Source organism: Pseudomonas sp. TH06 (genome assembly GCF_016651305.1).
Classification (GTDB): Bacteria; Pseudomonadota; Gammaproteobacteria; order Pseudomonadales; family Pseudomonadaceae; genus Aquipseudomonas.
On record NZ_JAEKEC010000001.1, the window covers coordinates 2,336,553 to 2,352,109 of the forward strand.

Genomic DNA, 15,557 nt, shown 5'->3' on the forward strand with positions numbered 1-15,557 from the left:
AATGATCAATGGTTAGTTGCCGGCTCGATGATCAGAGGCCGGCGCGAGCCTTGTCGGCTAGGTAATGTCGTCAGGTCCGGTAGTGCTCAGGCACCGGCCAGACGATGTCGTCGGCGAAGGTGAGTTCGCCTTTCGGCAGTTCAAGCACTACGCCGCCAGAACTGGCGATTTCGTCGATGAGTCCGTCGCAGAGGGATCTTCGGTGGTAGTTGTCGAAGTCGGTCCCCTCCCAAATGCTCTCCTCGTAATATTCGAGCCTGTCGTTGGTCTCCGCCATTGCGTAAATGTCGTCCACTCGAGCTGCCCGTCTGAGGTCCGATCGCACCAGCCAGATTCTTTCAGCACTCACGCCCCGAGTCGGCATTGATATATGCCCTTCGAGTTCGTCGAACCAGAATCTGTTCTTTTTATTGAAGGCTAGTTCCTCGTGCCCCGGGACGACTTCTACGCCACGGGTGTCAATGGCATAAACAAACGAGGTGGTCTGCTTGCGGCGCATGGAGGTGTAGTTTTGCGTGTCATCAAAGACGAACGAACTGTCAGAGTCGGATTCGTTACCTTCACGTTCTCCACGGGAAACGCTACTGGCATCGGAGTCGTAGCCATCTGACCTGTCGCCGTCTTGCGAGACATTGTCGTCGAAGGTGGATTCACCGCCCGAAGGCCTTCTTCTTACCCCCGTGTCCGGATTGATGCCGGGGTAAAGGTTGGCCTGCGAGTTGTAGTGCAGCTCGTGAAAGTAACCACCATTTGATGCAGCGTAACTTGTGGCGTTTTTCAGGCCGAAGGTCGCGCTGAATGCGCGATGGGTGGTCGTGCCGCTCGGGTTGCCCTTGCGATGGATCATGCGCCTGTCCCTGGACAGCTCGAACGGCGTTCGAGTCTCGCCTCTGAACATGGCCGGAATATCGGTACGGTAAAGCGCGCCGTACTTGTTGCGCAGGTAGCCGAGGCGGGCCGTGTAGTCGGCAAGAAATTCTTCGCTATAGCGAGACATCGGTTCACCGTGGGCGAATTTGCTACCTTGGGTCCTCAGCTTCTGCACGTGATGTTCAAGTTCTTCGGCGATCAGTTTGAAGCGCTGATCATCGTCCTTGTTCATTGTCATGCGTTTATGCTCTTCGGCCCATGCGGGCATCTGGTAGCTTTCGAGGTCCGTGCGCAGGCGCTTCAATTGCGACGCCGTCAGGTTGTAGCTGCGCAGTAGTTTGCGACGCTCTTTGAGGGACATTGTCGGGTGGACCCACCTCAACGAGTCTGTCACTTGCACGAGATCCTGATCGTGCTGGGCGCGCGTGGCCCAGGACGGCGGTTTGCCGGATGCATCCGCCTCGGCACGGAAGTCCAACAGTTGGGCGTCGGTCAGGTTGTACGTTTGCCGCAGATCGCCATCTGACCAATTCGCCAGTTTTACCGGTGGCGGGATGGTGTCTCGGGGTTGGGACAGGTCAACTTCCACCCAGCGATGGTTATGGTCTCTGTAGGCATGGGCGACAATGGGCGCGTCGCTGTCGGAGCCGAGATTGCGTACTTCGTGGAATCCGTTGGCACTCGCGGATTCGGAAACTATATGGCTTTCGCCGTCCTGAATGATCTGATGGCTGTCCAGAAAGGTCAGATGGCGGCCTTCCTTCCACAGGTTGTTTTTGATGGAACGGTAAATCACCGGGCCCGGCTCTAGTTCCGACCGCTTCTTCACTCGCCACATATTGATGCTTTGGTCAAACATGACGAATGCATGATGTGTTTTACCGTTGATTTCCAGATCCACGAACGGAGTGCCGCCGTAGCTTTTTACCCCGAGCGCGTTAGTTTCTATCGTCTTCCTATCCAACAAGGACGGGGAGAATGTGTAATCCATCAATGATCCTGGACCGGGCGTGCGGGTGGTCGAGTGACTGGTTGTCGGCAAATCGTGCACGGTCACGAAAGGTGTTGTTTGCAGATCAGCAGGGGACGGCCCGGTGAACGGCGTGTACGACGGCAGGTCCCCAGGGTTTGGGGAATCAAATCCCAGCAGCCGTCTCTCGAAATCCCTGAGGTATTCTAAAGTTATGTCGTCATGACCTGATCGTTTGGTGGAACTGCCTGGCAGGTCAGACCCCTGGGGCGAGCGTGGTCGAGGTTTTTGCCGCATAAAATTTGCACTCCATGTTTAATGGCTCGCCGATCCGTCGGCGGGCTCCGGTAAACCCGGCTCGACGCAAAGGGCGAACCGGGCAGAAATCATCGGGTAAAGCGTCAGGCGTTTTGGCTCGCCTCGATAAACAGGTCCTGCTCCTCGATACGCAAGGCTGGATCGCTATCGATGCTCCAATAGTTGTCCACCGAGTCGTAGTAAACCGTCCCGGCCATGCGCGGGGTAAAGCCGATGTTCTTGACGGTTATTTTCGTCGCCAGCTCGTTCTTTTCCCGTTGCCGACGAATATCGGCCAGCAACGCGTCGACGTCTGCGTAGCCACGCGCGTCGATCACATAGAGTTGCAGCACTTCAAACAGCAACTCGACCGAATAGATGTTGCCGGACGACGTCGCCACGCTGATCGATTCCACCGGACCTGCATGATCGACACTTGGCAGTTGAATGACCGCACTGCCGATTTGCAGATGGCGGGCGTCCAGCCGGATATCGTCGCGGGTAATCGTTTCAGTCATTTTCGTGGTGAAGATGGTCCATGACGACGCGTCGGACGTTTGCGCAATGGCCCCAGGAGTGGACAGGCTGAACGTGCTGTTGCTGACCGGATAGACATCGTAGGAAGAGGCCTGACCGTGCAAAACGTAAGTGCCATTGTGTGGTGGCGGCGGAAAGTCGATGGCCTGGGGTTTGCTGCCCAGTTGCACCGGTTTGATGGGGCCAGGTCGGACGAACGGGTATTTGCCTTGCCTTGGCTGCAGGCATTCGCGGGCGGTCAGGGTTTTGCTGCCCGGGGCGTCGGCGTCTTCACGGTAAGGCACGCGTGGCGCGGCGATGTTGTACGAGGTGCCATCACGCATGATCAAGACGATCGGGTGCCTGACTTGCACGAAGGTGGTCTTGATGTTGTTGAAGCCAGTCTGACCATCGCGGTCTTTTTTGGCCTTTATCACGCCGGTGAAATTTAGCGTCTTCGACGGCAGAAGCAGCCACAGGTTGAATTGTTCGTACTGCAAATAGCGGACGCCCGCCGCATTGCTGCTGACGGATACGTCGTAGCTGACCCTGACGTCGAGAATGTCGGTCGCGTCGTAGTCCAGATGAAGGGTTCGAGCGGCTTCGGGCGCGTTGGCAGGGGCGAAAATATTCAGGCGTGAACCGTTGCGCGAAACAAAGTGATGCGTGGCCGGGTGAGTAAAGATGTCCACCGTGCCGCTGTTGGCGATGTGTGGCGCCGGTGGACGTTCACCGATGACCAGCACGCGGCACTCGACGTCATGCGCCAGGGCATCCGTGAGTTGCAGCGCCAGAACCGGTTCCAGTTCGTAACGGTCCTGGGTCTTGAACAGCAGCCGGCTGTTTTTCACTACGCGTTTATCGTCGATCTGTTGATAAACACCTTCGACGGTCAACACATGGTCGGGCTCTTCGCCGTCCACGCCCTTTAGAGAAGTGACGACCAGCGACGTGCCAATGACCTGCCAGCGTTGAATCCGCGCCAGTGGCCAGCCGAACTCGATGATGCTCGTTTCTGTACCGTCTTCGATGATCACGGGGCGGGCTGCGGTGTTGGCGATGTAGTAACGATCAATGCCGGGCCCGCCACCCACCCGACAGTCGGTGCCGCGAATGATGATCGTATCGTCACCGGCGCCAGCCGCGACGTGGTCGTTGCCGTTGGCCGAGATTTGATCAGCGCCGTCGCTACCGGTGATTCGATTCGAGCCATTGCGCAGGGTCGAGAGGTTTTCGATGGATTTGATTTGCGCGACTTCGACCGCCGCGACGGTGGCATCCTGACTGCGCAGCGCGATCTTGCCGGTCTGCAAGTTCACGTCGTAACCCACATGACGGGTGTCGCTGGTCGGGCGCGAGCCTTCGAAGGTCAGCGTGTCGTTGCCTGCACCCGCGTCGAGGACGCTGCCTTTTGCCGGTTTTTCGGTCCGATCGAACTCCTGTCGGGTGGCCTCGAAATAGAACACATCATTCTTGTCGCCACCGGTCAGCACTTTCTCGCCTTCGGCATAGCTGAAAATATTCGGCCGGGCCTGTACGCCGACGACCTGATCATCGCCGCCACCCAGCCGCCACAAAATCGCCTTGTCGTCCCCAGGTGTGCCGGTGATCACGCCTCTGAGGTCGGCGGGCAGCCCGTCGCGGGCGTCGATGCGGTCATCGGCGCTAATGACGGTGGGCAATTTGTCTGCTTTATAGGGTTGTTCGCCGAGCGTTTCGTCCCACTGGTAACGCCAGACTTTCACCGGTTCGAGCACCACTCGGTAGTTACCGTTGACGACATGTTCCACGTAATTCTTGTAGGCGCCTTCAAGCAGTTGCTCGGTCGAGCCCTGTAGTTGTTTGGCGTAGTGAACGGAGAACTGCGCGATTTTGAAGCGGTCCATGATGTCTTCATCCAGCTCTTGGCGGGTGAAGGCGAACCAGCCGGAGCGCAAGCGTTCGTGGGCGGTCAATTCGATGTAGTCATCGATGTCGTCGACCACCCTGGCCGCCCGGTAGATTTCCGCTGTGAGAATAAGGACGACAGCGGCCGCGATACCGAGGGGGCCGGCGACGGCGCCAAACCCTTTCAGTGCAGCCAGGCCCAGGGCAATACTGATGCCCGCACCGGCTACGGACAAACTGCCGGCGACGTAGTGATCCTGACTTTCCTTGCCGGAGGTGGCGGCGGCTGCGTTGAACGATTTGATGGCGCTGAAGACGTCAAACGGCAATGTGATCACGCTGGCGAATAACCCGGCCCCGCGTGCCATATATTTACCCACCGAGGTAGCGGGAAAACGACCGAACACCTTAGAGCCACTTTCAAGCATCGCTTCACCGGTTTTGGTTAAACCACGCTCGATGATCAAGGAGCCGAGTTCAGCCCCTATCGCACCACCGTTAAACGCCGCTTCGCCCCAGTCCCCGACCTTGATGGCTTCTACCAACCCCATATAACCGCTGTAGATGCCATAAGCCTGCAAACCGACGCCGGCGCCGCTGGTAAGGTAGGTTTTGCCCGTGTGCACCCAGGAAGGCAAGTGGTCCAGAGTGTTGACACGATGGATATCGATTTTCTGCGCGGCATTGCTCAGCTTGTTCAAGCGATCGACCTGGCTGCCGGGCGTGACAGGCTCGGCGCTGACCATCAGTGCTGGCGCATCGACAGAGCGCAGTGTGGAAATCTCGAACATCAGCGTTGCCACGGTCTCGCTCGCGGCGACGTCCGTGGCGACGATGCGCGCCACGACTTTGGCCGGGTCAAAACTCATGCTGTCGAGAAAGCCCTGATCGGCCACTTTCAGATTGAGGTTGTCAGGGCTGAGGTGTTGCCCGTTGATTTTCGCCCCGAGAACCTCAAGCTCGACCCGGGACACGGTGAATTCGCCGATGCGCAGTGGTCCATAGCGTTTGTCGAGGGACTTGAGCGTCGGTGCCGGAGACTTGTCAGGCCTGGCTGTCGGCTCAGGCAGGACGGCAGGTAACTGCAGGTGCCCGGCCGGTGGTGCGTGGGTATTGGCCGAAGAGTCGATGTCCGATATCTGCAGTGTGCGAAAAGTTACCAGTTCGACAGCGGGTTGAATAAGTTTTGCCATTGTTTCAATCCTTTATAAAACGCCGCGATGCGGCGCCGGTTTCCATACCGGTGGGCGAACGAAAGGGCTCCCGTAGAGTCATTCGAGAGTTGCAGTCATGGTTATTGGTGTTTCTAGTAGTTACTGTCAGGAAACTCGTTACGAGTTGATGGTTTTATAGCTATGTGTTTGTCGTGGCTTATGTTTCAGGCCAGACAATGTCATCGGCATATTCATTTTTATTTCCGGACAACAACAATATCGGCTTGCCACTCGCCGCGACTTCATCAATCAACTGGTCGTATTCGTATTTATTGGTTCGTCCCGCATGGGTGGCCGCTTCAATAGATTCGGCACGGTTTCCGGCCTGTTCGGTAATGTCCTGGACTTTTGCGCCTTTGGTCAGGGTTGAGTTCAACAACCAGATCCGCTCCGCTGGCAGTCCTGCCCGGCTGACCGAGATCAAGCCTTCATAGTCGTCGTCGGGAAACCAGGTCTGCGGCTGCTCGCGGGCTGCGGAATTGAACATGTGGTTCTCTTCATGCGGCACGACTTCCAGGGTGCGGGTGTCCAGCGCATAAATGAACATCTCGGTCTGCCGTTCGCGGATCGTCACGTAGTTGCGTTCGTTATCCAGAGAGACTGGATCGTCGGTGTCCGACCAACTGGAAGATGAGCTGCTGTCACTGTCACTGGAGTCACTCGAACTGCTGTCCGACGCCGCCTCGCCGGCGCTTCTACCGGGATACTTGTTGGTCTGAGAGTTGTACTGGAGATATTCGGGATCTGGTGCGCTGGCATACATCAGGCCTTCCTTCAGGCTGAAGGTGGCGCTGATCGGTTTGAGGGTCGCCGCGCCCGGTTTGTGGGCATAACGGGGAAGCATCGCATCGTCATTCGCCAGTTCGAACGGGGTGCGATCGTCGCCCCTGAACAGGGCCGGTACGTCGGTTCGATACAGGCAGTCATGCTTGTTGCGCCGATAGCCCAACCTGGCGAGTAACGCTTCACGCAGTGGCGTGGTCAGGCTGGTTTCCGGGTGATACCAGTCATGCCGGGCGCCGCGTTTGAGATTGAGTTCGTTGCTCAGGTCCAGGCTCAACCGGGTGAGATTCTGCGGATTACTGAAGTCTGCCGTCAGTTGCTTGTGCGTTTCGGCCCACTGCGGAATTTGCAGTTCGGTTTTCATCTCCATGCGCAAACGCAGCAATTGGCTCGGCAACAGGTTATAGGACTGCAACAACGCTTCGCGTGCGTCCGGGCTGAGCGCCGGATGCAGCCAGCGCAAGCTGTCGCGAAGCAGGTCAGCGGCCGGGTTTGCCGTGACATTGACTTCTGCCCACAGCGGAGGCTTGCCGAGTGTTTGTGCTTCTACCCGGAACCGCCCGATGTCGGCGCCTTGAATGTCGTACACCTCCCAGATTTCCTGGTCGGTCCAGTGTTTGAGGTGCGTGGGCTGTGCGCTGAAACCAGCGCTCGGTGGGTCGACCTGGATCCAGTTACCGTAGCGATCCATAAAGGCAAAGCGCGTGCCGGTCTCCACTGAACCCAATGCCGGCTCAAGGTGGTAATAACCTTGCCCGTCGGGCGAGTGTGCCGATGCCCTGTAGCGGCTCTGGTTGAGAATGATGTGGGGTTTGGAGACGCGGGGCTGTTTGGCCGCGCTGTCGGTTTGCGCGTCTGCGGCCGGGCCCGGTCTTTTTGTCGTGTGGGGTTCTGGGCTGACGACGGGGTTCTCATTGGTTTGGCTGGCGAGGCGCCAGGTCGGCCGTCCGGGGTTTTTTACCAGCAGTGGGCCGGATGCATCGCGCTCCGTCAGCAGCTTGACCTGACAGGTGCCGAGTGTTGCATCGAATTCGACGTGCGCCGTATGCAGTGCGCCTTCGTGCTCGATGTCGACGAATCGGCGTCCGACAACAAAGCGAAAACCCGCTGCATCGGCATCTTGCAGACCACGGAGGAAGTCGGGCCTAAGCCAGTATTGGTTAAACGGATTGTCTGCTGCCTGCGCGGTAATGCGGCTGCCTGGCAATTCGCTGATGACCACTGCTGGCATGCGCGGGGTCTCCCTGCTTGAGTGGGGCAGGGGAATTTCAGTGGCGATATTGTGGGGCCAGGTGTCGACCGGCCTTGCGAAAGGCGATGAAGGCGCCGGGTTGATGCCGGGTTGTCGAGTCGTAGGTGAGTTGTTTTCGGTCTTGTTCGGAGTTGTGGCGGGTGGCTTTCTGGGTATCTTTGGGCTCATTGAAACTCCGTGGTAATTGAACTTGTATTAAGTTGGCTGTTATTTGGTATGTTTCGGGAGGGTGTTTATTTGACGTGCGGTCAAGTACAAAGCCAAATCTGCAAGAGTGATTTGCCTTGTCGGAATCGGGGTGAGCGCGGGGCTTAATCTAAATGATTTTGTACGGAGTGTGAGAGGAGAAGTGCGAGGCTTTTATCTTGAATGTGTAACTTCAGTTTTTTATTTTCGATAAAACCAAGGCTTGTAGGAAGTTGACTGGGAAAATTCTGGGGAGGGAATAAGAAGTTGGCCTCACTCTCGTCGGAAAAGTCCTCGGAGAGTGGGTAGGGGAGTTGCGTAAAGATGTGTTGCGATTAGTAGGCGTAGCGCAATAGCGTATGAGGCAAATGACGCAGGACGAAAAAGCCGAACAACGCCACCATGGCCGGCAGGATCAGCCACCAGACCTTGAACGGCATGGCATTGAGCGGCGATTGGCGCTGGTTCAGCCACAGGCTTGCCGCGCACACGCATGCGGCGAGCATGGCGCCGGCGAGAATGTCTGTCGGCCAGTGGGCGCCGAGATAGACGCGCGACAGCGCAATCGCCATGGCCGGTATGCAGCCGATCAACAGCCACGTCAGGCGCATGCGTGGCGGTTGTCCGCGCCCGGCAAGCACAGCCAGGGTCAGGAACAGCGCGAACGAGCCGGAGGCATGGCCGCTGGGCATGCTGTAACTGGTGATCGGATCGGTCAGCACTTCCGGGCGGACCCGGGCGAAAAACTGTTTGGTGGCAGTGTTGGCCAGTGCGGTGACGAGGAGGGTGCTGCCAGCGAAAATGGCCTGACGCCACTGCCGGCACACGAGCAACAGGCCGGTCAGCAAGATGCTGAACAGCAACATGTTGCGGAACTCGCCGATCAGCGTCAGCGTGACCGCGATTTCATCCAGCACCGGTTGGCGATGCTCCTGCACCAGGGTCATCACGCCTTGATCCAGTGCAGTCAGGTACGGATAGCCGATGAACAGGCCGATCAGAATCAGCAGGCTCATGCTGCTGATCCAGATCGTCGCGCGGCGGTGGCGGCGCAGACTGCTGTTCACACTGAGGCCGACCATGACGGCAATGCTGGCGGCGACGATGCCCGCCTCAAGCCAGAAACCTTCCGGCAATGGCAGGCGGAAGGCCGCGCCAGTGGCCCAGCCCGGCAACAGATAGGCCAGGCTCCAGCCGGCGGCGGCCAGCAGGCTGACGGCAGCGAAGCGCGGGAAAGGCATGTCGCACATCCCGGCGACCATTGGCAGCATCGGCCGCAGCGGGCCGATGAAGCGTCCGACCAGCAGGCTGGCGATGCCGTAGCGCTGGAAATAGGTCTCGGCGCCGGCCATCCATTCCGGATGATGGCGCAGGCCGGGCAGTCTGCGGATGTTCTGGTGGAAGTGTCGACCGAGGAAGTACGACACCAGATCACCGAGGATGCCGCCGAGAAAACCCAGCAGCAGGGTTTCGCTCAACGACAAGGCGCCGCTGCCGGCCAGCACCGCCACGGCAAACAGCAACACGGTGCCGGGCACGATCAACCCGGCAATCGCCAGGCATTCGACAAAGGCCACAATGAACACTGCCGCGGCCAGCCACTGTGGGTTGGCCGCCAGCCACCCGGTCACGCTATCGAGCCATGGGCCCATACAAACAACTCCATTTCATAGATTTCACTCCTGTAGACGCTGCCGCAGGCTGCGGTCCTTGCTTTTGAAGATCAAAAGATCGCAGCCTGCGGCAGCTCCTACACGGGTTGTGTTTACAGCAGGAAATAATCCTGGCCTTCGACCTGACCCCGGCGCAGCGGGTTCCGCGTGCACCATTGCGCATATGCCGCATCGACGAAGCGGTACAGCAAGTGCTCGTCACGACCGTGAGGAATGCCCAGACGCGTGGTTTGAATGATGTGCGAGGGTGCGGGGCCGGCATCTTCCACCAGCAACACTTCATGGTCGAAACGCTTGGCGTCCCACACCGGCACCTTCAAGCCCAGGGCCTTGCACAGCAATGTCTGGCCGGCGCAGAGTTTCTGCGACGGGCGCGGACGACCCTGTGCATCCGGATTGTTCAATAACATCTGCGCCAGACTCGCCGGGCCGCTGATTTCATCGACCCACGGATAAGCCGATTTGATCAGCACCGCATTGCCCGGCCCTTGCGCGCTGAAGTTCAGCGAATCGCCGCCACGGGCGTAATACATATAGATGTGGCCGCCATCCAGAAACAAAGCTTTACGTTTTTCTGTGTAGCCGAGGGAGGCATGACTGCCTTTTTCTGCGCAGTAATAGGCTTCGGTTTCGATGATTCGAGCGCTCAGCCACAGATTGCCGACCCGGTGGCGGATGATTTTGCCGAGCAGATCCTGCGCCAGCACTTGGGCATCACGGTCGAAAAAAGCGTCCGGAAGGCCCAGTGGCAGGCGCTCGGTGCTGGTGCGAACGGTCAGGTTGGACATGGCAGGCAAGGTTTATCCAGGCTGAGAAGGTCGTGATGATAACAATTCGAGTCTTAATCACGGCTGAACATCGGCAATTCGCAATCCATTTCGACCATCCGCCCGTCACCGCTGTTAGTCCCGGGACGCGACAGCTATAATCTGCCGCTTTCCTCTTTGCCAAGATCCCAGCAGACCATGACTGAGTCCGTTCTTGACTACATGACCCGATTGGGTCGCGCCGCCCGCGAAGCCTCCCGGGTCATCGGCCGTGCCAGCACCGCGCAGAAAAACCGCGCCTTGCAGGCCGCTGCCAATGCGTTGGACGCTGCCCGCGCCGAGCTGGCTGCAGCCAATGAACAGGATCTGGCCGCCGGTCGTGCCAATGGTCTGGAGCCGGCATTGCTGGAGCGTCTGGAACTGACCCCGGCGCGTATCGACGGCATGATCGTCGGTTTGCGTCAGGTGGCTGCGTTGCCGGATCCGGTCGGTGCAATCCGTGACATGAGTTTCCGCCCGTCGGGGATTCAGGTCGGCAAGATGCGCGTGCCGCTGGGTGTGATCGGGATCATCTACGAATCCCGGCCCAACGTGACCATCGACGCCGCCAGCCTGTGCCTGAAGTCCGGCAACGCGACCATCCTGCGCGGTGGTTCCGAAGCGATTCACTCCAATCGTGCCATTGCCGCCTGCATTCAGCGCGGCCTGGCCGAGGCCGAACTGCCCGCCGCCGTCGTGCAAGTGGTCGAAACCACTGACCGCGCTGCTGTTGGCGCAATGATCACCATGCCCGAATACGTCGATGTGATCGTGCCGCGCGGTGGCCGTGGCCTGATCGAGCGCATCAGCCGCGATGCCCGCGTGCCGGTGATCAAGCATCTGGACGGCATCTGCCACGTTTACGTCAGTGCCCACGCCGATCTGCCGAAAGCCCAGCGCATTGCGTTCAACGCCAAGACCTATCGCTACGGTATTTGCGGGGCGATGGAGACGTTGCTGGTCGATCAAAGTGTTGCCAGGGATTTCCTGCCGTCGATGGCTGCCCAGTTCCGCGAAAAAGGCGTTGAGCTGCGTGGTTGCGAGCGCACCCGGGCGATCATCGAGGCCGTAGCGGCCAGTGAAGACGACTGGAGCACCGAGTATCTGGCGCCGATCCTGTCGATCCGCGTGGTCGACGGTCTGGACCAGGCAATCGAACATATCAACCATTACGGCTCGCACCACACCGACTCGATCGTCAGCGAAAACCTCGCCGACACCCGCCAGTTCGTGGCCGAAGTCGACTCGGCGTCGGTGATGATCAACACCCCGACCTGCTTCGCCGATGGATTTGAATACGGATTGGGTGCCGAGATCGGCATTTCTACTGATAAGCTGCACGCCCGCGGCCCGGTGGGCCTCGAAGGACTGACCTGCGAGAAGTACATCGTGGTCGGCGATGGCCAGTTGCGCGGCCAGGCGTCGGTCTGACTTGACCGACCTCGACCTGACAGCGCCGCAAACCGGCAACGAGTCTCGCCCCCGACGCATCGGCGTGCTGGGCGGAACGTTCGACCCGGTGCACATCGGCCATTTGCGCGGTGGGCTGGAAGTCGCCGAAGCGCTGGCGCTTGATGAGTTGCGCCTGACGCCCAGTGCGCGGCCGCCGCATCGCGATACACCGCAGGTGTCGGCGCAGGATCGGCTGGCGATGGTCGAGTGCGCGGTGGCCGGAGTGCCGCCGCTGGTGGTGGACGCCCGCGAATTGCAGCGGGACAAACCGTCTTACACCATTGATACCCTGGAGTTGATGCGTGCCGAAATGCCCGCCGAGACCCAGGTTTTTCTGCTTTTGGGCTGGGACGCATTTTGCGGCCTGCCCACTTGGCACCGCTGGGAAGAGTTGCTCCAGCATTGCCATATCCTGGTGCTACAGCGCCCGGACGCCGACAGCGAGCCGCCGGATGCCTTGCGCAACCTGCTGGCAGCGCGTTCGGTGAGCGACCCGCTGGCCCTGAAAGGGCCGAGCGGACAGATTGCATTCGTCTGGCAGACACCGCTCGCGGTCTCCGCCACCCAGATCCGTCAACTGCTGGCCAGCGGTAAGTCGGTACGTTTCCTGGTGCCCGACGCGGTCCTGGCCTACATCGATGCGCACGGTCTGTACCGTGCGTCGAACTGAGCAAGGCGTGCTTCACTGATACGAATCCACGTATCGCCAAGCCGCCGAATATATGAGCAAAACGAGTTTTATATGACTGACAAAGACCAAACCAAAGTAAAGCGCAAAGGCACATTCAAGAGCGCCCCGCTGCCAGAACCGGTCAACACCAACGAGCCGCTGAAGGGCGACGAACTGGTCAAGCTGGCCGTAGCTGCCCTTGAAGACGTCAAGGCACAAGACATCCAGATCATCGATGTTCGCGACAAGCAAAGCATCACTGACTACATGATCATCGCCACCGGTACTTCCAACCGCCAGATCAACGCGATGCTCGACAAGGTCCGCGAAGAAGTCAAAAAGCAGGGCGCCAAGCCGCTGGGCGAAGAAGGCAAGGGCGACAGCGACTGGGTACTGCTCGACCTCGACCTGGTGATCGTGCACATGATGACTGCCTCGGCACGTCAGTTCTACGACCTGGAGCGCCTGTGGGCCGGTGCCGAGCAAAGCCGTGCGGCAGACGCCAAGCACCACAGCCCGGAAAACACCCACGAGCATTTCACCAAGCTCAACAAAGACCAGCTGTAAGGGATTGCTGTGCGACTGCGACTGATCGCCGTCGGTTCACGCATGCCCAAATGGGTGGAAGAAGGCTGGCATGAATATGCCAAGCGTCTTCCGTCCGAGCTGGCGCTGGAACTGGTGGAAATACCGCTCAATACCCGTGGCAAGAATGCCGACGTGGCCCGTTTCATCCGCCAGGAAGGCGAAGCCATGCTGGCCAAGGTCGGGCCGAACGAGCGGATCGTCACGCTGGAAGTCCACGGCAAACCCTGGAGCACCGAGCAGCTTGCGGTCGAACTCGATCGTTGGCGGCTGGATTCGCGCACGGTCAATTTCATGGTCGGTGGTCCGGAAGGGCTGGCGCCGGAAGTCTGTGCCCGCGCAGATCAGCGTTGGTCATTGTCACCGTTGACGCTGCCGCACCCGTTGGTGCGGATCCTGATCGGCGAACAGTTGTACCGTGCCTGGACTGTGCTGTCCGGTCACCCTTACCACAAGTAAGCCTGCCCTCATGTCTCAGCCGATCCGCATCAAGGACCACGAAAAGGACGCACGCCTGGTGCGTAGCCGCGTCGTGTTCGGGGCCATTGCGATCGTGTTGCTGATCGGCGTGTTGATTGCGCGGCTGTATTACTTGCAGGTGATCCAGTACGAGTACCACTCGACGCTGTCGGAAAACAACCGCGTCCATGTGCAGCCGATTCCGCCGACGCGGGGGCTGATTTTCGACCGCAACGGCGTGGTGGTGGCGGACAACCGTCCGAGCTTCAGCCTGAGCATGACCCGCGAGCGCTCCGGCGACTGGCAGCAAGTGCTCGATGTGATCGTCGAAGTGCTGGAATTGACGCCCGAGGACCGGGTGATCTTCGAGAAACGCATGCGTCAGGGGCGTCGGCCATTCGAGCCGGTGCCAATCCTGTTCGAACTGACCGAAGAGCAGATCGCCCGGATCGCGGTGAACCAGTTCCGTCTGCCCGGCGTGGAAGTGGTCGCGCAGCTGGTTCGTCACTATCCGCAGGGCGCGCACTTTGCGCACTCGGTCGGTTACATGGGGCGGATCAACGAGAAAGAGCTGAAAAGCCTCGATCCGGTCAACTACAGCGGCACCCATCACATCGGCAAGACCGGCATCGAGCGTTTCTACGAGCCGGAATTGCACGGTCAGGTCGGTTACGAGGAAGTCGAGACCAACGCCCGCGGCCGCGTCTTGCGCGTACTCAAGCGTACCGATCCGATTCCCGGCAAGGACATCGTCCTCAGCCTCGACATCAAATTGCAGGAGGCGGCCGAAGCCGCGCTCGGCGGGCGTCGTGGTGCGGTGGTTGCGCTGGATCCGAAGACCGGCGAGGTGCTGGCCATGGTCAGTCAGCCGAGCTTCGACCCGAACCTGTTCGTCACCGGAATCAGCTTCAAGGCGTATGCCGAGCTGCGTGATTCCATCGACCGGCCACTGTTCAACCGCGTGCTGCGCGGTCTGTACCCGCCGGGTTCGACGATCAAACCGGCGGTGGCAATCGCCGGTCTCGATTCGGGTGTGGTGACGGCGTCGAGCCGGGTGTTCGACCCGGGTTACTACATGCTGCCCAACTACGATCACAAATACCGTAACTGGAACCGCACGGGTGACGGCTTCGTCGACCTCGACACGGCGATCATGCGTTCCAACGACACCTACTTCTATGACCTGGCGCACAAGCTGGGCATTGATCGGTTGTCGGCCTACATGAACAAATTCGGTATCGGCCAGAAGGTCTCGCTGGACATGTTCGAAGAATCCCCCGGCCTGATGCCGTCCCGCGAATGGAAACGTGCGACCCGCAAACAGGCCTGGTTCCCGGGCGAAACCCTGATCCTCGGGATTGGCCAGGGCTACATGCAATCGACCCCGCTGCAACTGGCCCAGGCCACGGCGCTGGTCGCCAACAAAGGTGTGTGGAACCGTCCGCATCTGGCCAAATCCCTCGAAGGGGTGAAGCCGGTGGACGAAAACCCGATGCCGGACATTATCCTGCGTGATCCGTCGGACTGGACCAAGGTCAACCACGGCATGCAGCAAGTCATGCACGGTGCCCGCGGCACCGCGCGCAAAGCGGCCATTGGCGCGCAATACCGCATCGCCGGCAAGTCGGGTACCGCGCAGGTCGTTGCGATCAAGCAGGGCGAGAAGTACGACCGCTCCAAGGTTCAGGAGCGTCATCGTGACCACGCCTTGTTCGTCGGTTTCGCCCCGGCGGATGACCCGCGAATTGTCGTGTCGGTGATGGTCGAGAACGGTGAATCCGGCTCCGGCGTTGCCGCGCCGGTAGTGCGTCAGGTCATGGACGCCTGGCTGCTCGATCAGGACGGACGTTTGAAGGCCGAATACGCCAGCCCAATCAGTGCGGAGGCTACGGCCCGTGATGAATAACTTTGATCGCATGCTCTCCAGTGAGGATGTG

Annotated in this window: 10 protein-coding genes; 5 read left to right on the forward strand and 5 right to left on the reverse strand. The window is 59.5% G+C overall.

Going from position 1 to position 15,557, the window contains the following annotated elements; genetic code table 11:
- Positions 1 to 70: 70 nt before the first annotated feature.
- The 5 genes from JFT86_RS10530 to JFT86_RS10550 form a co-directional block, all read right to left on the reverse strand.
- Positions 71 to 1,861: a hypothetical protein gene (locus tag JFT86_RS10530; protein ID WP_201231435.1), complete on the reverse strand. Its 1,791-nt coding sequence runs from the start codon at positions 1,859 to 1,861 to the stop codon at positions 71 to 73.
- 380 nt (positions 1,862 to 2,241) lie between these two features.
- A complete protein-coding gene (locus tag JFT86_RS10535; RefSeq protein WP_201231434.1) occupies positions 2,242 to 5,733 on the reverse strand; it encodes a calcium-binding protein in 3,492 nt (1,163 codons plus the stop codon).
- A gap of 178 nt (positions 5,734 to 5,911) precedes the next feature.
- Positions 5,912 to 7,957 carry a hypothetical protein gene (locus JFT86_RS10540; RefSeq protein WP_201231433.1) on the reverse strand — a complete coding sequence of 682 codons (2,046 nt, stop codon included), beginning with the start codon at positions 7,955 to 7,957 and terminating at the stop codon, positions 5,912 to 5,914.
- 353 nt (positions 7,958 to 8,310) lie between these two features.
- Positions 8,311 to 9,627, reverse strand: a complete 1,317-nt coding sequence (locus tag JFT86_RS10545) for a bifunctional DedA family/phosphatase PAP2 family protein (RefSeq protein ID WP_201236669.1) — start codon at positions 9,625 to 9,627, stop codon at positions 8,311 to 8,313.
- A gap of 113 nt (positions 9,628 to 9,740) precedes the next feature.
- Positions 9,741 to 10,436 (reverse strand): DNA-3-methyladenine glycosylase, encoded by a 696-nt coding sequence (locus tag JFT86_RS10550; RefSeq protein WP_201238582.1) that lies wholly within the window; start codon positions 10,434 to 10,436, stop codon positions 9,741 to 9,743.
- 177 nt (positions 10,437 to 10,613) lie between these two features.
- Between JFT86_RS10550 and JFT86_RS10555 the strand changes: the two genes are divergently transcribed.
- The 5 genes from JFT86_RS10555 (at position 10,614) to mrdA (ending at position 15,526) form a co-directional block, all read left to right on the forward strand.
- Positions 10,614 to 11,885 carry a glutamate-5-semialdehyde dehydrogenase gene (locus JFT86_RS10555; protein ID WP_201236670.1) on the forward strand — a complete coding sequence of 424 codons (1,272 nt, stop codon included), beginning with the start codon at positions 10,614 to 10,616 and terminating at the stop codon, positions 11,883 to 11,885.
- A gap of 1 nt (position 11,886) precedes the next feature.
- Positions 11,887 to 12,576, forward strand: a complete 690-nt coding sequence (gene nadD / locus JFT86_RS10560) for a nicotinate-nucleotide adenylyltransferase (protein ID WP_201236671.1) — start codon at positions 11,887 to 11,889, stop codon at positions 12,574 to 12,576.
- A gap of 72 nt (positions 12,577 to 12,648) precedes the next feature.
- Positions 12,649 to 13,143 carry a ribosome silencing factor gene (gene rsfS, locus JFT86_RS10565; RefSeq protein WP_016986117.1) on the forward strand — a complete coding sequence of 165 codons (495 nt, stop codon included), beginning with the start codon at positions 12,649 to 12,651 and terminating at the stop codon, positions 13,141 to 13,143.
- A 9-nt stretch (positions 13,144 to 13,152) separates the two neighbouring features.
- The gene (gene rlmH / locus JFT86_RS10570; RefSeq protein ID WP_003185785.1) at positions 13,153 to 13,620 is read left to right on the forward strand and encodes a 23S rRNA (pseudouridine(1915)-N(3))-methyltransferase RlmH; all 468 of its coding nucleotides are present in this window, start codon (positions 13,153 to 13,155) and stop codon (positions 13,618 to 13,620) included.
- Between the two features lie 10 nt (positions 13,621 to 13,630).
- A complete protein-coding gene (gene mrdA / locus JFT86_RS10575; protein ID WP_201236672.1) occupies positions 13,631 to 15,526 on the forward strand; it encodes a penicillin-binding protein 2 in 1,896 nt (631 codons plus the stop codon).
- Positions 15,527 to 15,557 lie beyond the last annotated feature (31 nt).